The organism is Pseudomonas sp. G1002 (assembly GCF_013385455.1).
In the GTDB taxonomy this organism is placed as follows: domain Bacteria; phylum Pseudomonadota; class Gammaproteobacteria; order Pseudomonadales; family Pseudomonadaceae; genus Aquipseudomonas.
Genome location: NZ_JACAPY010000006.1, coordinates 119951 through 137958, shown reverse-complemented (window position 1 = coordinate 137958; position 18008 = coordinate 119951). Strand labels below are relative to the sequence as shown.

Below are 18008 nucleotides of genomic sequence, written 5' to 3'. Positions count from 1 at the left end.
TACCTGAATTCGCATTTGCTTTTACAGGGATCGTCATGTCGACTTTCAACCCTCATCACAATGCAGCACCCATCTTTACCGCCTTCGAGCAGTGGAAGCAAAACTGCCTGCTCGACGGTCAGGCGCTTTTTGCTGTTGGCCCGCGCTGGACCAGTGATCTGCTTGGTGAGCTGCATTTGCGTTTCATCGACAGCCCCGATGAGACCTCGGCGGTCTTCTTGGAGAAGCTTAAAGGGCAGTTGGTTGACGCGTCGCCAGAGGCTATCCAGCTGATGGCCGAGGTGCTCTGGGTGGTGATGTTGTTCCAAAGCAATGTAACGCCGACCAAGAAGCGCGAAAATATCAAGCATGTATGGAGTTGGTCGGGGAGCGATTTTCCGCTCAGTAATACGCTGATGACAGACGAAACCCTTGAGGGGCTAGGATCTGCAGGGCAGGGCTTTAATCGTTACCGGGCTGAAGAGCTGGCTTGGTTGATTCGAATGGTCAAGGCTTTTCATCAGTTACCGCGCGCTCAGCAAGAGGAGTATTTGAAGGAACCTTGGCACTTTGCTGAATGGTTGGATGCTCAGCCATGGGGCGGTGGCCGGCAGATGCGGCATATTCTGCTTCATTTGTTGTTCCCGGGGACATTTGAACGGATTGCCAGCCCTAATGACAAAGCGACCATCATATCTGCCTTCAAGACTTTGGCACTTCCTGAGGTGAAGGCATGGCCAGCGATTAAGCTCGACAGGGAGTTGCTGGAAATTCGGCAGGCCGAGGAGGCCGCCGCAGGTTGTGAAGTGGACTTTTATACAAGCCCTTGGGCAGATCGTTGGCGCCTGGCAAAGCCTGAAACTGAACAGCCGCCTTCGGGTAAACCATTTCTGGTCGAGGAACCGCGGAATCTGATCTTTTATGGCCCTCCTGGTACCGGTAAGACTCATAGCCTGAAAGCGCGCCTATCCAAGTATGAAGACAGTTCGAGCACGCTGACGGAGACCGAGTGGCTCCTTTCTAACTTAGTGGATGTGGTCTGGTGGCAGGTGATTTTCATGGCCCTTCACGCCCTGGGGGGCAAAGCGAAAGTTAGTCAGTTGATGGGCCATCGCTATTTTGTCGCTAAGGCGAAGTCTCGCAGTAGCAACAGCAACCTGCGCGCGACTTGCTGGGAGGCATTGCAGAGTCATACAGTTCTCGACTCAGCGACCGTTCAACGCGATACGGCAGCCCGGAGGGCTCCGTATGTGTTCGATAAGGACGAGGAAGGGAGATGGTTTCTTGCAGGGGACTGGAAGGAGAGTTGCGCTGAGTGGATCGAGCATTCGGAGCTGATCAAGAAAGGCCCGAAGTCGTCCAATCAGCATTTGGTTAAGCGCTACGAGTTCGTCACTTTCCATCAGTCCTATAGCTACGAAGATTTCATTGAGGGTATACGTCCTGAACCGTCCGCTGACGGTCAGGGTGTTATTTATGCAGTGAAGCCAGGCGTGTTCAAGCGGCTGTGTGAACGGGCCAGGCTGAATCCGCAGCATCGCTATGCCATCTTCATCGACGAGATCAACCGCGGCAATGTGGCGAAGATCCTGGGTGAGCTGATCACGCTAATTGAGGTGGACAAGCGCGCCCACTATGACATCGAAGGCCGACTGTTGGATGGCATGGAGCTGACTCTGCCTTACTCCGGGGAGCATTTCGGAGTACCACGCAACCTAGATATCTACGGCAGCATGAATACGGCGGACCGTTCGATTGCGCTACTGGATGCGGCCTTGCGTCGACGCTTCCAATTCCGTGAGCTGATGCCTGATTCGCTGGTGATTTCAGGGGCACAGGGGGATGGGTATATCCCGGATGGCGAGGGTGGTGTGCTGAACCTGCGCGCGTTGTTGGATACGCTGAACCGTCGTATCGCTTATTTGCTGCACCGGGATCAAACAATCGGTCATGCCTTCCTTACTCGAGTGAGCGACATGGAAGGGTTGCGCAGTGTGCTGTGCCGCGAAGTCATTCCGCTATTGCAAGAAGTCTTCTACAACGACTGGCAGCGCATTCGGCTGATATTCGGGGATGTAAAGGCTCCGCTTGAAATGCAGATCGTCCGCGAATTCAGTGACTTGGCGAGCGATATCTTCGGCGCGCTGGAGGATGACCTTCCCGAGTCGCAGCGCTACGAGGTGTGTTCACCAGGTGAGATCAGTCCAGAGGCCATCCGAAAGATCTATGAGCTCCTGGCATGACGTTATTGCAGGTTCTCGAGCACGAGTGGCTACCCATTCGAGCCGGAGGCGGTCAGTCTCTGAGCTTGCAACAAGCGGTATTGCTCGAACAGCTTGCTGCTTCCTTGCCAGCCAAGGCGCTTGAGTGGCGGCGGACAGCGGTGAAATTCACCCAGTTTTGCGGGGTGATCCAGCTCGGTGAGCTGATCATCGAGGTACTACCGAAGATCGCTCGCCACGAGCGTGACGCGCAGTTGTGCCGGCAGATTCTAGTACGCCTGCTGCAGCTAACCGGTTCGTTGTCGCCGCCCAGTATCGGAGAGGCTTCACTGGGCCAACAAAGACATGCTCTGTTGGATGTGTTCATTGAACACTTTCGCGGCATGATCGCTCAGCAGATGCAGCTCGGACTGATTCGTCGATATGTGCCGAGACAAGATGAGCTCAGCACCGTACGCGGACGAATTGATTTGGTCAGGCAGGTGCGGCTGAATGCCTTCACACCGCAGCGAGTACATTGCCGTTTTGATGAGTTCGATATCGACACCCCATACAACCAGGTGCTACGCCATGTGCTAGGTCTGCTGTTGCGGCGCACCCAGCATCCCGGTATCAAGCGTGGCATCAATGAGCTGCTGATACACCTTGCGGCGGTTTCGGATCGCAATTTTACGTCTGAGGCAGTTGAGGGGCTGGCGTTCGATCGGCTCAATCAGCGTTGGCAGCCCGTATTCCAGCGTTGTGGGGACTTTCTACGTGCACTGCACCCTAATGTGACTGCCGGCGGTATGCCGGCGCTGGCCCTGCTGTTCGATATGAACCGTTTGTTTGAAGGCTATGTTACCTGGCGGATGCGCCGCACCTTCAAGGATTATCACATCCAGGCTCAGGGGCCACGTCGCCATCTTGCGGTCAATGAGGTAGGGCGTGAGGTGTTCCAATTGCGCCCAGATATCTCGGTGCTCCATGGAACGCAGGTGGTCGCTATTGCAGATGCCAAGTGGAAAATCCTTAATCTCAAAGAGCGCAAGCTGGGTATTTCATCAGCCGACCTGTATCAGTTGGTCAGCTACGCCCAGCGTTACCAATGTCAGCGGCTGGCGCTGATCTATCCGGCGATGGAAGGCGTCAGTCCAGGGGTGCGTGACAAGCTATCGATCCAAGGCACGGATGTGCAACTGGTGGTCTGCAGCGTTGATTTGGCTGGGGTACTTACTAGGCGCGATGCTGTTTTCGAGTGCTTGCATGGGTGGTTAGCAGAAGGCTGGAGTGACGCGGTTGGCGCTGCTGTTCAATGAAGGTCTTTCATCGTGCCCACCTGTAGGCATAAAGCTGGCGAGAGCCATGACGATGGCTTGGTCCGTGGGTTGAGCGTTTTGAGTCCGGTGTATAGTGCGCTGAGGTTTTTTAATCTGTCCTCAGAGAGCGAGCAGCGTGAGTTTTTAGCAGTGAACACAATCGCGGTAACCTGGCCTTTGATTCGCGGCTTGACTGGGTTGAACACACCCGATATGAGAAGGGCACTGGTCGTGGCAGTTGGTTCCAATGCGCTCGCTGTGAAGTCTGGTTCCATGCAACGCATTCGAGGCAGCTATTCAATATCTGCATGACTATATCCATTGCGCGATGCGTACCTGGTCAAAGATGGGCATGCGGATTATGAGTTGGGATAATGAGCCAAGTGCAAACTGTGTAAACACGCAAGGCGTGTTTACTGACCCCTTACTTTCTAGCCTCTTACTGACCCATTCAACAACGTCCTGCAGCCTTAAGTTTTATGAGCCGCCTCAGGCTTGGGCATAAACTTACGTTCTCACATCCGATCAGCCCTTGAAGCCAGTCGAATTGGTTTTCTCGAACTTGCATTCTGGCGTTTTTCAACGCCTGAAGCGTTGCCTTAGCTAGCGCTTCATCTCCGAGTGAAATCCGCACAGGTTCATAGGCGAGAATATCCACCGTCGTAATCAGGCGTAGATTTTCAAAGCGTTCAGAGGAGATCTTGGTTGCTTTCTTTTCATCAATACCAGCAGTGAAACCGTTGCAATGTGCAAGCGCGAGTGTCGCGGCTTCTCCGTCTCCGAGCGAGGCCGCCGTGGATCCGGATACCAAGTCGAAGAAGTGCTCTAATGCAATGCCAGAAAGCTCTTCTCTCTTTAAAATTTGATTATGGATCAGCTCCAAAAGCTGTTTCGGCTCAGGCCGGCCGTTTACTGCTCCTTGCTCAATCTCCCGTATTACATTGTCGGTGACGACAATAGGAGCCGGAACTGCTTGCAGGATTGCGCTTGCATAGCCGGTCGCCAGCAAGTTTATGATGACACTGGCGTCGAGAACGAGAATGCTATCTCGATCAGTGAGACAGCTTGAAAAGGTCATCAACCTCATCCTCTTCTGCCTCATCAAGCAACTCGCGTACTTTCGCCCTATCTAGCTTAAGCAAATCCGACATTTGCCCTTCGCTGATTAGATCCTTTTTCCAGGCATCGATAGCTAACAAAAAAAGCCTAGTTGATTGCGCGCCTTCCATCGGCGCGGAATCGTGAGCTATCGTACCTAGTACCTGCTGGGCTTGGTCGTCGGTTATACCGCCATTATCCATGAACCAATCCCACGTTCCCTTTTTCGTCAGGTCCAATTCTTCAAGCCTCATCACCATTGCCTGGCGTGAAATGCCAAAGAAACTAGCGAGCAGGATGATGTGCCGACGAGTGAGGTGGGTTGATCCAATGGTCACTTCCTTGAACTTTTCCATGACAGTGCGGGCAGGCGTCAGAAAAGCACTACCGAAAGCATTCGCGTAACGTTCTTCACGCGAGTTCTCATATTTTTCGGCTTGATAGATCTCGGGCTGACGCCGCGTCGCTATAAAGTGCCCGAGCTCGTGGGCGCCAGTCTGGGTTTGACGGTCCTTCCGATGTACTGCATTTATTAGCATACAGGCGCCAACGGCGTCGTCATAGGCAAATAGCCCAGACACTTTCGATTCAAGTCTCCGGCTATAGACACGAATTCCAAGTTGCATCTCTATGAGTGAAAACAGATCTTGGATGGGGCTTTCGCCGAGCCCTAGCCAGCTTCGGAGGCTATGTGCATCGTGCTCTGCTTGTTTGCGTACATCGCCTGGTAAGATGCTTTTTTCGGTCGGATAATTCGAGGTTTTCCGAACACCTAAAATGTTCTCAAGTTCCACTTCCGCCCTGACGAGATCATTCAGCATCCGAGCAGCTTGGTCGATGCCTGCATCACCAGTGTCTGGGAGTGAGCGGAAGCGAGGTACAAGGTCCACATGGACCGCTTCTCGGCGTAGCAACGAGTTAGCAGATACTCCATAACAGCGGCTAAGCATCTGGATCTCGTCAAGCTTTGCAGAGCGCTGTCCTTTTTCAATGGCCACAAGAGTGGTTCGAGCAAAGCCAACTGCTTTGGCCGCTGCGTCTTGGGTCATGGCCGCGGTTTCGCGAGCGACCTTCAGTCGTTCACCCAGTTCAGCTGGGTTCAGTTCAAAGTTTGGTTTGGTCATGATGCGCCATTTATCCACTTCCTCACGAACGACTCTGATCTCATATCGCTCGTGAACGCTGACCATTCCTTGGCATGTTGCTGCAAGAGCCTGTCAAGGTTCTGCGCCACGGCATGTGGCGACTCGGCCAGAGCTCGAGCCAGTTCGCTCGTTCTGCGGCGTTTGATCAGTTCGTACTGCGAAGATTCCCGAATCGAAGAAAGGTGTTCGAAATGAAGCACCCCTGCGATAGCGTATTGTCGCAAGGCTTTAGTACAACTGGTGAATTCTTTTGCTGCGCCTGTTTCCCAGGTCGGGCTGTCTAGGGATTCCCATACATAATTCGTTGGTGGCTCCTCTAATCCTGCAGCGTGGACGCTAAGGCGGCGAAGCATACACGCGGCGCATATACCGCACTGCCTTCTTGCGCCTGAAACGGCTACCTGTCGGGATTGCTGCCAGCACGACCTGGTCGTTATCCAATTCGCGTGAGGGCCGCAGGTTTCCACAAACTCACGCAGGGTCTCGCCTTTCGTCATCCAAAGCCTGGGGAAGGTGTACTGGAATCGATAACCAAGAAGGGCTTCGATAAAGCGTTCCATAAGCTTGGTGAACGCGGGGTGATTTCGATAGTCCTCATACCCATGTGCAACAGGAAGGAGCACAGGTGCAAGGGCACCTTGTCCGCTTTCGGGGATGATGGCCATTGGAGCATCAATTAGATACGCCGCAATTGCGGATATGATGCTGAACTTGAACCCGCGGCTGCGCGCACTTCTCTCGGCGCTTCTTGCGTCATCAAGTTTGACTGAATATGGGATGGCCGTGAACGGAATCCTTTGTCGCTCCCTCTTTGAAATATCATGTTGTTTGCTCCCTATTCGTAGACGAATCAGGCGTTTGCCTAGGCGCTTGCTCTCAAGTTCAGAGACCGCACGGGAGTCCATTCCGTCACTGAAAGCAATGACCGCCTCTGCATCGGAAGGAAAAGATATTTGGCCTTGTGGCGGTCTCTGTGCGGCTTGCTTTCGAGATCGAAAGTTGAAATTCCAGTCGTCGCCGGTCAGGAGGTTCAGCGCGTTGACGAGCGCTCGATCTACCTTGTTACTCGACCACCGTTCAACGTCGTGTACTGGAACATGCACGATGAACCGCCTGCCCCAGCTCATGGTGCTGCGGACAAGGATGCGATCACAGAACTCGACCGCAGCGGCTATGAGTAGTGCGTCATACGTTACGGGCTCCCATTTGTCATGGGATGAGAAGGATGCGAGAGCCTCAAGATTGAACTCGATGTTCTTCTCGATGTAACACGGGACCACACCGTTTCTTTTGCGGGCGCCAGGTTCAAGTATATCTACAGCTATTTCCTTAGGCGGCAAGGTGTTCATCACAACGATACCCCGTCATCAAGACCTTCCATCTTCCTAGAGGGGAGGATTCGATTGGGCTCTGGGCCCACAAGATCCAGACCGAGTTGGGTGCTCGATAGAGTAGAAATGGCATTCTGGAGTCTCTTACTCACGTGCTCTGCTCTGTGCTCATTCGAGTCGCGAAGGTAGTGTTCTTCGATCGACCGGATGTTTGCGTGGCAGCGGTCTTTAGCGGCAAGGCCTACCGCTTCATGGAATGCTTCAATTCCAAATTTGCCTTCATGGATGAGGGTGATGCTCCATTCCACAAGATTCGTTCCAAAAACGGAGGCTGCTGCTAGAGCTTTCGCATTTTCAAGTTGATCCAGCGCAAGTTCCGGCATTTCCAGGGAGTTATCACAACCGGTAAAGACTGCTTTCAGGGCTTCCATCAGATGCCACGAGACCTCCATTTTGAAGTCACTGGCCACTGCGTACGCCGTAGCCTCAGCTATCTGGGAGGCATCGTAGGTATCTTGGTCCGCACGCTTTGCCAGTTCTTTCCATGGCTTTCGCAGCTTCAAGCTTCTATGTGGCCCATCGCTCATTTCGTCCAGCCCCCAGTGAATACCGGTTTTGACATTGTCAGATAATACATTTAAAAATCTGACAATGTCAAAGGCACGATTAGGGAGGACAAAGTGTCATTTATGCTCGGGGCGTACGGATCTGTCGGTAGCCTTCAAAACAAAACCAATCTGAGTCTCTAAGCCCTTCGTACAGAGCGGTTTTCCAAGAGTTAGCGTCGCGGGCGTGTCGGGACCGAAATTGGCCATCAAGATGCTGGCGAACCCCATCGGGACCCGAGCTGGCCCCAACATCTTCAAGCGAATACGAGATGTCCGCCATTTCACTGGCTGCTTGTGCACCGTAAAGCTCGCCGAGGCCCATAAGTCGAAAATGATGATGCACGCGTTTTGTGAGCACTTCACTCCATGTCCCCGCAGGACGTACGGCAAAGGATATCGTTGGTGGCGAAGATGCCCGAACTTCAACAACGAGCCAGCGCTCATTGCCTAGGTTGTCATAGTAAGGATGTAGGGTTTGATCCTCGGCTCTCGTGGCAACCCCCGCAAGCTTGCGTTTGTTGCAGTCTGAGCAAGCAGGGACAAGGTTGGCCGGTGTCAAATTGAGCTTGGGGTGGCGAGTTTGAGGCAAGTAATGGTCAACCGTGGCGACGGTCCTCTGAGCACACAATGGACAAATGCCGAACTCAGGAGCCATTCTGATCTGCTCATAAAGTGATCTTGACGGTGACCCTTTCCGGGCAAAGTGCGACTTGTAGATTATTCCCATCAAGTCTGCATTGAGCTGTGGGGTCACTGTGTCGCTTTCGACTATTTCAAACAGTTGGCCGGCTAAACCAAGCTCTAGATACTCGACCTCCGAGGCTTGAATAACAGGTAATGCATCCCTGAGTGCTTGAGCTCTGTCGGGGATGGAGATGCCGGCGGCACAGGTCTCTACCGTCAAAGTGGCGTTGAACGCAGGTGGATCTAGACGTTTCACGGCACGTCCCTATGAATGGTGAGGCTTCGCGCAAGCGCTCGTGCTTCGGCTCCTAACTGCCCTCTAAAATGGCTTTCGACTGCTTCAAACGTTTGTCCAGGTCTGCGAGCTACCTCCGCGATAAGCTGATGGAAGCCTGAGTCCGTTACCTCTAAACCGAATACTTCTCGAGTCAAGACACCAACGCTTTCCCCAAAAGTCTCTATGGATGGGCGTTCAACGGCTGAATGAGTGCGGGTTCGCCTTAGCATCCAAACGCAGCTACGCGGGACTTCTTGCAGTACCACTGGAGAGTGTGTCGAGATCAGGGCGACCCCATTCCGTGCGACGAGGAGATCGGCCACTGCTCGAACAAACGCGGATAACAAAGGAGGGTGTAGGTGCCCTTCGGGTTCATCCAGCACCACCAGCGTGCCTTCATCAACGAGCTCGACGAGTCGAGTGGTTGTAAGTAAAACTATCGCGTGCCCCGAACTTAGGAGCCTAAAAAAGCGGCTAGCACGGTCTCGCCAATCGTCACTAGGTTCGATGAGTTGTTCAACTGTATTTTCGGCAAAGAGCGGGTCGGTGGCTAGGCTTGCCACGGCGCGAAGCCAGCGTGCTCGCCGAGGTTCACTTTGGCATCTTTCTAGGCTCAGGACGAAGTCGTTTGCTAATTCCTGAGTGCTTTTGAGATGTTCAACAATTTGCCCATCCACTTCTCTTTGCGATCTTAAGCCGACGAATACAGCGGTGGTCCGCATAGTGGCTGGCGGCGGTAATTCGAAGCTATCGAAAGCACTGAACGATACGGAGACCAGCCCGGAGAATGTCCAGTCGTCGTGATTTGCTCCCAGCCGACGTAACACTCCTCGTGGTGCGGATTCGCTATCTCGCTCTAACAGAGTATTAATGATGCCTTGAACGCAACGGGTTTTACCTACTCCGTTTCTACCCACCAGCACGTGCAGATTTGTTGGAGGTTCAGCGTTAGGAATTACCTGGAATTGCATAGTTGGTGGCGGCGGAGATAGAACACCGCCATCGATAGGTGGAGGTGGTGGGGGAAGAGTGTATTCGAACTCGAATCGAGTCAGGACTGCGTTGCCGTGCGCAAGACGGTTCAGGCGATTGCGCACATTCGGCTCTGTCAGCGACCGGAGCAAGGACTCGCCCATCACCTCTTCGTGGTGGTGCCTATTAAAGATTTGGAGGTCAAAGGCGCAATCACATAGCCCTTGGAGAATAACTGAGCCGAATCCTTGGGGGAGCGATGCAAGGGTTGCGTAGTAGTCCTCGTCTTGGCCAAGTGAGAAGAACTGCGCTGGATCAAGGGCGACAAAATTTTCCGGGAGATCCGGAGTTCGTGTCCCTGGCGGAGGATCCGACCCCCTCGGCGCAGGGAGAAGGCCTGCTTGACCAATTTTGACGGATCCTGGCATATGCCGAACACCGGCAGCGTCAAAAACGATGATCCTAAACGTCGTGCGGAATTTGAACCAGTCATCCCAGTAATCCACCAAAAGAAATACTTGGGAGTTCGCTTGAGGTGGGATCCGCTGCGCTGAATCAATGACCGTAAACATCTTTACCCAACCTTATGTCGATGGTTTGAGCCTGACAATCAAATGAGTCGTTTTTCCAACCGTATTCTTGGCGCGGCTAAGGAGCCCTTCGAATTGCTGTGATTAGTTGGGACTCATGCGAGTCAAACATCAGGTGAGCCTGTGCTTTTGCACGTGTCACGCCAACGTAGATCAAACTTGCGGCTTCCGCCAGTTGCTTACCGGTCCTATTTCAGGAGCTTGGAAATACGCCGTTCTCCACGCCCATCATGATAGCGGCCCGAAACCCTACCCCTTCGAGCTGTGGAGCATCATTAGGTTGATCTGGTCGGGATTTTTAGCCTGATTGCCGAAGATATCTGCCTTGAAATCTTGCAGCGTATTCCCTTGGATTACTGCGTCGAAGATTCGCGAGAGTATCGATCTCGTCGGCCAGGCCCCGCTCGCTGGTGGTGAGATCCTGCGCCAGCTATCGCACTGATACCGCTTTTAACCTCGTAGCTCCCTGGGTGGCCGACATAGACAAACTACCCATACCTGCTCGGTGAATATGCTCACTCCACCATTTCATCATTGGTCTTCTGCGTTCAATGTAATCCGCACGATTGTAGGCGCTACGCACCTCATCTTTGTCCACGTGCGCAAGTGCGACCTCGATCAGCTCGGGGTCCCATCCCTGTTCGTTCAGGATGGTACTGGCCATGGAGCGCATGCCATGGCTCACCAAGCGCCCTTCAAAGCCCATCCGTTTCAGGGCCATGTTTGCCGTCTGGCTATTGCAGTGAGTTCGTGGGTCTCTGTCGGCTGGGAACACGTACTCTCTGTGTCCGCTGTAGGGCTTGATCGTCTCTATCAGAGCAAGTGCGTGTTCGGTCAGCGGTATGACGTGAGCGCGTCGCTTCTTCATACGTTCCGCCGGGATCGTCCAGATTTTCTTGTCGAGGTCGATGTCAGCCCAGGACGTCGTGGCGGCTTCCGCAGGGCGGGTCATGGTGTGGAGTTGCCATTCGATCAGGCAGCGGGTTGTTCTCTTTATGCTCGCATTGGCGATGGCGACCATTAACTCTGGCAGCTCTTCCGGGCGGAGGGCTGCCATGTTCTGCTTTTTCGGCTTCTTGAAAACGGCCCGAATGCCGCTGAGCGGATTGGCAAAGATCATTCCCGAGTTCACACCGTAGGTCATGATCTCGTTGAGTCGTTGGGTCAGTCGCTTCACTGTCTCCAGGCTGCCTTTGGTTTCCAAAGGGCGCAGCAGCTCGATGACCCTCGGGGCATTGATTTGCGAGATAGGTGTTGTTCCCAGCGATGGAAAGACATGCAGCGTAAGCGAGCGCCAGATGTCCTCGGCATACGCCTGAGTGACCGAATCTTTTTTCAGTTCAAACCAGGCAGATGCCACGTTCTCGAACGTGTGCTCGGTTGCCTGCCTTTTTGTCTGCTCCAACTCGCTACGTTGTTCTTTCGGATCGATGCCCTGGGCGAGAAGCTCTCTGGCTTCGACCGTCTTCTTCCTGGCTTGCGCGAGTGAGAGCTCTGGATAGGTGCCGAGGCCCATATTGATGCGGTTCTTGGTGATCGGCTGCCGATAGTTGAAATTCCAGAGCGTCGAACCATTGATCCTCACGCGCAGCTGCAAACCGTCTCCATCGCTGAGGACGTAGTCTTTGTCTTTCGGCTTTACCGCTTTGAGCTGGCGGTCAGAGAGGCGGGTGGCTTGGGCGCACATGAGGTGTTCCATGACATCAATTGGTATTCCAAAAATTACCACTGAAGGGCTTGGAATACCATCTGGAATACCCGATGTCGTGGATTGTGCCGGACGTCCATGGACGCTAATAGACCCTAAAGCCTTGATTTTGCTGGATTTCAGGCACAAAAAAAGACGTCCGTGGACGTCTTTAGATGTTGAAATGGTGGAGCCGGGGGGATTTGAACCCGCATCCAGCCCCCTAGCTACGGGGCTCTCAGCGCTCGAGCTGCCATTTTGCTGTCATTAACTTCATGGAAGGAGAAAGTCTAGGTTTCGAGAAAACGACTAACGGTAGCGTTTTGATAGCTATAATTTCATTGATTGGTTGAAGGCTCATTCGTCCGTCTATAGAATCGCGCCTCAATTTTGCCGTTGGTTGATAAAGCAGTGGATGCTCAAGAAGAACCTCAAGCAGCCGACAACGTAGAAGCGGTCGGTAACCCGGAAAAGTTAGAGCTAATGCTCCTTGACGAAATTTCGGTTGCCAGCGTGGCACCAATTTTAGAAGCTTTGGCCGCAGCTACGCTTGGACAGAAAATTGAGCTACATTTACGTCACAACGGTGGTGGTGACGTTGATCAGATGATTGACCTGATCCACAATCTTCACGAGACAAAAGCTACTGTTGAGATTACCTTCAGCAGATACGTAATGAGCGCAGCCGCTACCATATGGTTGTGGTTTCGTGTTTGGCCTACTGTTAGGGTGCAGTCGCTACCGCCCAAAAAGCCTGGTGTGGTCATGTACCACCGACCGCGGCTTTGTGACGGCTTGTACGTTTGCTTTACAGATGAGATGGACGATGGGCATGTTTTAAAGGCTCATTTCGAGAAAAAATTCACACTCTTCGATCTTCTGTTCGAAGAAATGTATTTACGGATGCTTGCTTCTGGGAACGAAGGCCTGCCGGCGCCAGTCCCAGATGAAGCAAAGATCCATGAGCAGAATGGTCTGTCCTACCGCCATGCGATTTACAGGATGCGAGATTCGTATTACGGGAACCAAGACTGCTTGATTCCCGTCTAAGAAATACAACGGAGTGGAGAGATGAAAATGCTGGGGAACTCGTTGCGTAATCTCAGGCCCGCTACGGCCGATGAGCGAAAAGCCAATCAAGAGAAGGCTGCTAAAGTGCTTGCGGGCTATAAGCAAGCCTCTCGAGAGATTCATGAGATCTGCACTGCCCGAGGCCTAGTTGAGCCTTTAGTGATAGCCTAAGCCTTTCACTTCAAAAAAACCCCTCTAATTGAGGGGTTTTCTGTTTCTACACGATGTGTTTTTTGGCGACTGAGGGCGCCCACATTTTCTCCGCTTTTCCCCCCGCCACCGCATCCGAGCTGGGCATCCATCGTCCATACACCCTGGCTATCATGGTCCAATCGGTGTGTCCCATTTGCTTGGCAACCCACATCGGATGCTCGCCGGCTGATAGCATCATCGACGCATAGGTGTGCCTAGTCTGGTACGGCCGGCGGTAGCGGACACCCGCCTTCTTCATTGCTGGCACCCACATAGTTTTCCGGATCGGCCCGTCGCCCGCCCAGCGCTCAAGGGTGCGTGGATTCTGGAAAACTTCGGTGTCAGCCAGGAACGTGAGTGCCTTTTGTGCTTTCAACGCCTCCAGCGCAGGTCGGAGCAGCTTCACGCTTCGGCGTCCGGCGGCTGTCTTCGTAGTCTCCGCCTTCCCCTTGCTTGCCTGGGTCATCGCTCGGCTGACCATCACTTCCTCGCGCAGCCAGTCGATATCGCCCCAGTCCAGAGCCACGAGCTCGCTGGTGCGAAGGCCGGTCCAGAGGGCGAACTGCATCATGTTGCGGGCCTGGCCGGAGAGGGCGCCCAGCACTGCCTGCTGCTCCTCCGGGCTGAATGGATCGACATCATCCTCTTTCGGCGGTGCGGCCTTGCGCGAATAGGTCCAGCCGGCGAGCGGGTTCAGCTCGATCAGCTCCTCCTCAGCGGCGTCGTTCAACGCGGAGCGCAGGCAGCTCTGGATATTGCTGAGCGTCTTATTGCTCACCTCCAGGGTGTCGAGCCAGTCGCGGACCGCCTTCCGCTTAAGGTCCACCAACATCGTGTCGCCCAGGGCCGGGATCAGGCGCAGCGTGACCAGCTTCCTGTATCCGTCGAAGGTGCTGCTGGCGACGTGCTTTTCCTTGGCGGCCAGCCACCTGGTCAAGAAACCATTGACCGTCTCGCGGGATGCCTCGGGCGCAAATTTCGTCGCGCGCGCAGATCCTGGAAACGTCACCGAGTAGTCAAAGGTGCCGATCGATATCGCGTGCTCGATAGCGGCCTTGTGCAGCTCAGCCTTCTTCAGGTTAGTGGCGGTGGGCTTGAGCGTGATCCGCTCGCGGCACCTGGCCCCCCGATACATGAACGTGATTTCGATACTCGAATCGGAGACCGCCCGAACTCCCCTCCCGCCTCTACCCATGACTCATATCCCTCTACATCGAGAAGCGTCCGGCCATCCGGCGCCTTGATCCATATCTCACCGAGCCGCCAGATGCCGTCACGGATCTTCGAGCGGATCGCGTCCTCTGTATAGCCAGACTCGCTGGCAAATTTCCTTACGGTTACGTAGCGCATAGCTTCACCGCACTTTTCCCCTTCGCGCGCGCCGCGCACGCCCAAATGGCTTATGAATGGGATGACACACATCAAGAAAGCCGTCCTTTTCAGGGTGTGGCTTTGACAAAGGCTTATTTTTTGTATAGGTATTTATTAAGCGTAGGACTTCCCTTGCGCTGCTGATCAAGGACAGGTGAGCATGAAGAAGCGTGGAAGCACATTTTGGGAGTGGGCAGATAAAGATCTTCATCACCGCAGTCACGATGAAGAGCTTAGCGACGGTACCTCCATAGACGTTCAGGTGAGGCTTGATCGTAACGGCATAACCCAGCTCTTTATCGGTGTTTACCGTGGTGATGGTGTAGCGATCCTTGAGGAATTCTTCCCTAGTCGCTCCCATGAAACGATGACTAAAGCCCTTGTCTGGGGAGCTGAACGGGCTCGAGTCTTTGCGACCACTGGCGGGCTTTTGCCTGATCTGGTCCAAGACATCCAGTCCCGAAGCGGCCAACCCAAATTCAAGTGAGCAATCAAATTTGAAGCAATCTGCGAGCACCCGGCGCGCGTCGATGCCGCACGATGCCGACATGGCGTAGATCTGACCGAAGGTGGTCTCCCGGCGCTGCAGGGCGTTGAACAACTCGATCAGGCGCTGGCCCTTGGTACCGTTTCGACGGTTCATAGCTGTAACCCCTTTTTCTGCGGGAGCGGGGTGGTGATCAATTGCCCTTTTTCACCCTCGGTATTTGCCAGAGAGGCCCGTGCCGCCTGACCTTCGTCGGTGGTGGTGTTGGCGGGTGTCTGTAGGAGCGAACTATCCGGCAAGCAACTGATGCCGGTGTTGTTCAAGATCCAGCAGGTGACGCCGCGCACGCTGTCGTGCTGCACATCGATAAGCTGCTCGCTGGCTGTGGCACTGCCAGCGAGCAGCAGCAGGATCATGGTGGCCATGGTTTTCATGGGCGTTCCTCCCAATCCCAGTTCAGTTTTGAATTGACCGGCGGATAGCACTGAAGCGTGTGCAGGTCGATCAGCGTAAAGTGGCCACCCATCCAGGCGCCAGTGTCGATGTGGTAGACGTTGCCGAGGATGGCCGGCTGGCGCACCGGGGTGTGCCCGACGATGATCGCCCGCACACCGCTGACGCCCTCGTGATTCTCGTCCGTCATTCGGCTGCGGGACCACTGGCAAACCGCTTCAACGTTCAGCAGGCCGGGCATCTGTCCTGTAAGTGCGTCACGGAGCATCGACCAGGCAGGGAAGGGGCAGTCAGCGTGCACGATCCCGACCAGGCCTTCCGGCGTCTCGACCTCGAGCGCTATGGGAAGGTCCGCCAGCAGGGCGGCATAGCAGCCACGCTCGACAGACGGAAGACCCAGCATCCAAGCGCCGCCGTTGGCGACGTGGAGGTTGCCGGCGCGGCCATCAGGATCGAAGTGATAGGCGTCGTAGACCATTGCTTCATGGTTGCCCTGTACAGCGAAGAACCACGGCTTGGCCAGCCATGTATCGACATCAGCAGATTCAGGCCCACGGTCGACCAGATCGCCCACGCTGAACAATCGATCCACTTTTGGCTCGAATGAAACTGCATCCAGCGCCGCCTGGAGTTTGGTGAAGTGCCCGTGCACATCACCGACCGCGAAGTCCCGCCCGGCGGTGTTAAGTTCGAATCGCCTGAACTTGTTCATGCGCGAGCCTCCCCGGCGATTTGGGCCAGGCGGGCCAGCAGGTCGTCGGTGCGACCGTAGAAGCGGCCGGTGTCCTCGTTGATGAACTGGCCCAGCACCTCGGCAACAGCAGGGCTGGCGGTCAAGCCCTGCAGGTCGACCTGGGCGGCGATGCCTTCAACGATCCTAGCGTCACTAGCCGGGTGGTGCACAAAGGCATCAGCCTTGATCTGCAGCACCTTTACAGGCCGAATGCCCTTGCACTGGCTAACCCAGTTGCTGTCGGGATAGCTCCACGGGAGCATATGCATGCACCAGGCTGTGGCCGATCCTTCCTTCTGCGTGCTGGACCAATAGGTGTGGGTGCAGGCGAAAGCGTTGGGGGCGTCGTGCTTAGCTCCAAGGCTATCGCGCCCCCAGTCCTCGAGCTGGAGCAGGTTGGAGCGCAGGATGTTCAGTTCTTCAATGCTCGGGATATGCCAGCCCCAGGAACCGCGCACGTTCATACCCAGCACCTTGCGGGCGATGGCGCTTCCTTCTTCGGCCATGGCCATAGTGTTGGTCATGCCGTCGTAACGGCTTTGAGTGCCACGGATTCGCGGTTTCGGTCCTTCTTGGTCCCACCACTGTGCGGTGGTCTCAAATTCGCGCCCAGCATCAATCAGCGCGAATTCGGCGCCCTCGAAAAAGATGCGGCCAGCGTAGAAGCCGCCGGCGAACGGCTGGCCGATAGCGGGCAGGGCGGCCGGGGAGATCTGGCGGCGCTTCATTGCTGCACATCCTCGCCGACGGCGAACGCTCTCATGACACGATCAAGCTCGCTGTCCAGGTCGTCCTTAACGAGCAGATTGCCGTAGAAGTCACGCACCTTGATAGGCAGCTTCAGGTTGAATGCGACGTCTCGCAAGAACTCGTAGCGTCGAGCATTCGCTGCCATCTTTACGCGTTGGTCGATGTGTAGCGATTCAGCCGCAACTTCGTGCATACCCGCCGGTGTTTCCGCGCTATCTTTATCGGCAAGGCCAAGCATGGCGAAAATGCCGTACATACCTGCTGAAAGCGCAATTAACAGAAACGCAAACATCGCATTCTCGCCGCATGAAGGGCTGACAACATCAGGCGCCGTCATCGACAGCACAGCACTAAGAACTGCAGCCACAACTGCGCCGATGATCAGTTTCCGGAGCGACCTCCAGAGGTTGAATTTCTTACGGTCCATGTCCAACTCCTGCTGTTGATTTTGATGATGGTGGAGGGGGTTAGTAGCCGAGCCAGGCGAGGACATCTGCCGACTTGTATTGCTCGTGAACACCGAGGTCTTCGTCGAACTCATCGACGCTTGATCCGTGCTTTTTCACTTCTGCCAGGGCCTCTGCGCGGGTGACGACGGTCGGCCAGCTCTCTTCGTAGGTTTCCATTTCACTTTCCTTCGGCCGAGCGAATCCCGGCCGCGCTTTTGGCTTTCGCAAAACTGCTGTTTGTTTTTTCCGCCTGACGAGGCGAGCAATCAGGCCAGGAAGACGCCTTCGTGTTCAGAGCCAGTCTGTTTCGGGTCTGGAGGGCAGGATCGAATCAGGCCACGCCGGTAGGCCTCCATCACCAGTCCACGGACGCTGCGCACGCCCAGCTTGAACTTCGCATCGTCCAAACGCTTTGAGACGGTCCCTGGAGTGATGCCCATCAGCCGTGCGATCTCTTTAGCGGTCAAGTCTGCTGCCGCGTAGAGAGTGGCTTCCAGCTCCCGGGGGGCAAGGCCTTGGCCCAGTGTTCCTTCCCACTTGCCGGCGGTGATGGTGATCATGATGGTTGCTCCATACGGGGTCTCGATGGGATTAACATTACTTGCGGTTTT

The 18008-nt window shown here is 54.8% G+C and carries 17 protein-coding genes and 1 pseudogene; 4 read left to right on the top strand and 14 right to left on the bottom strand.

The annotated features are described in order from the left end of the window. The first annotated feature begins 35 nt into the window (after positions 1 to 35). Positions 36 to 2222: an AAA family ATPase gene (locus HX801_RS03440; RefSeq protein ID WP_177021577.1), complete on the top strand. Its 2187-nt coding sequence runs from the start codon at positions 36 to 38 to the stop codon at positions 2220 to 2222. Continuing rightward, positions 2219 to 3499, top strand: a complete 1281-nt coding sequence (locus HX801_RS03435; protein ID WP_017277912.1) for an McrC family protein — start codon at positions 2219 to 2221, stop codon at positions 3497 to 3499. The genes HX801_RS03440 and HX801_RS03435 overlap by 4 nt, the downstream gene beginning before the upstream one ends. Before the next feature lie 451 nt (positions 3500 to 3950). Here the strand turns inward: HX801_RS03435 and HX801_RS03430 are convergent, their stop codons facing one another. From HX801_RS03430 to HX801_RS03400, 7 genes are all read right to left on the bottom strand, one after another. Beyond that, positions 3951 to 4577, bottom strand: a complete 627-nt coding sequence (locus HX801_RS03430) for a hypothetical protein (protein ID WP_017277911.1) — start codon at positions 4575 to 4577, stop codon at positions 3951 to 3953. Then, entirely contained in the window at positions 4552 to 5721 is a 1170-nt protein-coding gene (locus HX801_RS03425; protein WP_017277910.1) for an XRE family transcriptional regulator, read from the bottom strand. The genes HX801_RS03430 and HX801_RS03425 overlap by 26 nt, the downstream gene beginning before the upstream one ends. Then, positions 5718 to 7091 carry a 7-cyano-7-deazaguanine synthase gene (locus HX801_RS03420; RefSeq protein ID WP_177021576.1) on the bottom strand — a complete coding sequence of 458 codons (1374 nt, stop codon included), beginning with the start codon at positions 7089 to 7091 and terminating at the stop codon, positions 5718 to 5720. The genes HX801_RS03425 and HX801_RS03420 overlap by 4 nt, the downstream gene beginning before the upstream one ends. After that, the gene (locus HX801_RS03415; RefSeq protein ID WP_256344199.1) at positions 7091 to 7504 is read right to left on the bottom strand and encodes a hypothetical protein; all 414 of its coding nucleotides are present in this window, start codon (positions 7502 to 7504) and stop codon (positions 7091 to 7093) included. The genes HX801_RS03420 and HX801_RS03415 overlap by 1 nt, the downstream gene beginning before the upstream one ends. A 256-nt stretch (positions 7505 to 7760) precedes the next feature. Continuing rightward, the gene (locus HX801_RS03410) at positions 7761 to 8621 is read right to left on the bottom strand and encodes an HNH endonuclease (protein ID WP_157786820.1); all 861 of its coding nucleotides are present in this window, start codon (positions 8619 to 8621) and stop codon (positions 7761 to 7763) included. Then, positions 8618 to 9364, bottom strand: coding sequence for an AAA family ATPase (locus tag HX801_RS32175; RefSeq protein ID WP_371316554.1), 747 nt, complete (start codon positions 9362 to 9364; stop codon positions 8618 to 8620). Before HX801_RS32175 ends, HX801_RS03410 begins: the two co-directional genes overlap by 4 nt. 1270 nt (positions 9365 to 10634) lie before the next feature. Beyond that, on the bottom strand, positions 10635 to 11891 hold the full coding sequence (locus HX801_RS03400) for an integrase domain-containing protein (RefSeq protein ID WP_017277906.1): 1257 nt from the start codon (positions 11889 to 11891) through the stop codon (positions 10635 to 10637). Between the two features lie 411 nt (positions 11892 to 12302). On the opposite strand from HX801_RS03400, the gene HX801_RS03395 reads away from it, so the two are divergent. Further along, positions 12303 to 12941 carry a hypothetical protein gene (locus tag HX801_RS03395; protein ID WP_177021575.1) on the top strand — a complete coding sequence of 213 codons (639 nt, stop codon included), beginning with the start codon at positions 12303 to 12305 and terminating at the stop codon, positions 12939 to 12941. A 238-nt stretch (positions 12942 to 13179) separates the two neighbouring features. Here the strand turns inward: HX801_RS03395 and HX801_RS03390 are convergent, their stop codons facing one another. Then, complete coding sequence (locus tag HX801_RS03390) at positions 13180 to 14349, bottom strand: Arm DNA-binding domain-containing protein (protein WP_177021574.1); 1170 nt, start codon at positions 14347 to 14349, stop codon at positions 13180 to 13182. Between the two features lie 336 nt (positions 14350 to 14685). Here HX801_RS03390 and HX801_RS31925 point away from each other — a divergent pair, with 336 nt between their 5' ends. Then, positions 14686 to 15012 carry a hypothetical protein gene (locus HX801_RS31925; RefSeq protein ID WP_256344202.1) on the top strand — a complete coding sequence of 109 codons (327 nt, stop codon included), beginning with the start codon at positions 14686 to 14688 and terminating at the stop codon, positions 15010 to 15012. A 152-nt stretch (positions 15013 to 15164) separates the two neighbouring features. On the opposite strand, the gene HX801_RS03380 is transcribed toward HX801_RS31925, so the two are convergent. From HX801_RS03380 to HX801_RS03355, 6 genes and pseudogenes are all read right to left on the bottom strand, one after another. Then, positions 15165 to 15446, bottom strand: coding sequence for a hypothetical protein (locus HX801_RS03380; RefSeq protein WP_177021573.1), 282 nt, complete (start codon positions 15444 to 15446; stop codon positions 15165 to 15167). Further along, complete coding sequence (locus HX801_RS03375) at positions 15443 to 16177, bottom strand: metallophosphoesterase (RefSeq protein ID WP_177021572.1); 735 nt, start codon at positions 16175 to 16177, stop codon at positions 15443 to 15445. The genes HX801_RS03380 and HX801_RS03375 overlap by 4 nt, the downstream gene beginning before the upstream one ends. After that, positions 16174 to 16926, bottom strand: coding sequence for a hypothetical protein (locus tag HX801_RS03370; RefSeq protein ID WP_177021571.1), 753 nt, complete (start codon positions 16924 to 16926; stop codon positions 16174 to 16176). Before HX801_RS03370 ends, HX801_RS03375 begins: the two co-directional genes overlap by 4 nt. After that, a complete protein-coding gene (locus HX801_RS03365) occupies positions 16923 to 17375 on the bottom strand; it encodes a hypothetical protein (RefSeq protein ID WP_177021570.1) in 453 nt (150 codons plus the stop codon). Before HX801_RS03365 ends, HX801_RS03370 begins: the two co-directional genes overlap by 4 nt. Before the next feature lie 40 nt (positions 17376 to 17415). Next, positions 17416 to 17574: a hypothetical protein gene (locus HX801_RS03360; protein WP_177021569.1), complete on the bottom strand. Its 159-nt coding sequence runs from the start codon at positions 17572 to 17574 to the stop codon at positions 17416 to 17418. A 152-nt stretch (positions 17575 to 17726) separates the two neighbouring features. Further along, positions 17727 to 17957: pseudogene (locus HX801_RS03355) on the bottom strand (response regulator transcription factor); the annotation flags it as partial. Positions 17958 to 18008 lie beyond the last annotated feature (51 nt).

Coding starts and splice junctions, on each gene's coding strand:
- HX801_RS03440 (WP_177021577.1), top strand. CDS start 36: ATGTCGACTTTCAACCCTCATCACAATGCAGCACCCATCTTTACCGCC.
- HX801_RS03435 (WP_017277912.1), top strand. CDS start 2,219: ATGACGTTATTGCAGGTTCTCGAGCACGAGTGGCTACCCATTCGAGCC.
- HX801_RS03430 (WP_017277911.1), bottom strand. CDS start 4,577: ATGACCTTTTCAAGCTGTCTCACTGATCGAGATAGCATTCTCGTTCTC.
- HX801_RS03425 (WP_017277910.1), bottom strand. CDS start 5,721: ATGACCAAACCAAACTTTGAACTGAACCCAGCTGAACTGGGTGAACGA.
- HX801_RS03420 (WP_177021576.1), bottom strand. CDS start 7,091: ATGAACACCTTGCCGCCTAAGGAAATAGCTGTAGATATACTTGAACCT.
- HX801_RS03415 (WP_256344199.1), bottom strand. CDS start 7,504: ATGGAAGCCCTGAAAGCAGTCTTTACCGGTTGTGATAACTCCCTGGAA.
- HX801_RS32175 (WP_371316554.1), bottom strand. CDS start 9,364: ATGCGGACCACCGCTGTATTCGTCGGCTTAAGATCGCAAAGAGAAGTG.
- HX801_RS03400 (WP_017277906.1), bottom strand. CDS start 11,891: ATGTGCGCCCAAGCCACCCGCCTCTCTGACCGCCAGCTCAAAGCGGTA.
- HX801_RS03390 (WP_177021574.1), bottom strand. CDS start 14,349: ATGGGTAGAGGCGGGAGGGGAGTTCGGGCGGTCTCCGATTCGAGTATC.
- HX801_RS31925 (WP_256344202.1), top strand. CDS start 14,686: ATGAAGAAGCGTGGAAGCACATTTTGGGAGTGGGCAGATAAAGATCTT.
- HX801_RS03380 (WP_177021573.1), bottom strand. CDS start 15,446: ATGAAAACCATGGCCACCATGATCCTGCTGCTGCTCGCTGGCAGTGCC.
- HX801_RS03375 (WP_177021572.1), bottom strand. CDS start 16,177: ATGAACAAGTTCAGGCGATTCGAACTTAACACCGCCGGGCGGGACTTC.
- HX801_RS03370 (WP_177021571.1), bottom strand. CDS start 16,926: ATGAAGCGCCGCCAGATCTCCCCGGCCGCCCTGCCCGCTATCGGCCAG.
- HX801_RS03365 (WP_177021570.1), bottom strand. CDS start 17,375: ATGGACCGTAAGAAATTCAACCTCTGGAGGTCGCTCCGGAAACTGATC.
- HX801_RS03360 (WP_177021569.1), bottom strand. CDS start 17,574: ATGGAAACCTACGAAGAGAGCTGGCCGACCGTCGTCACCCGCGCAGAG.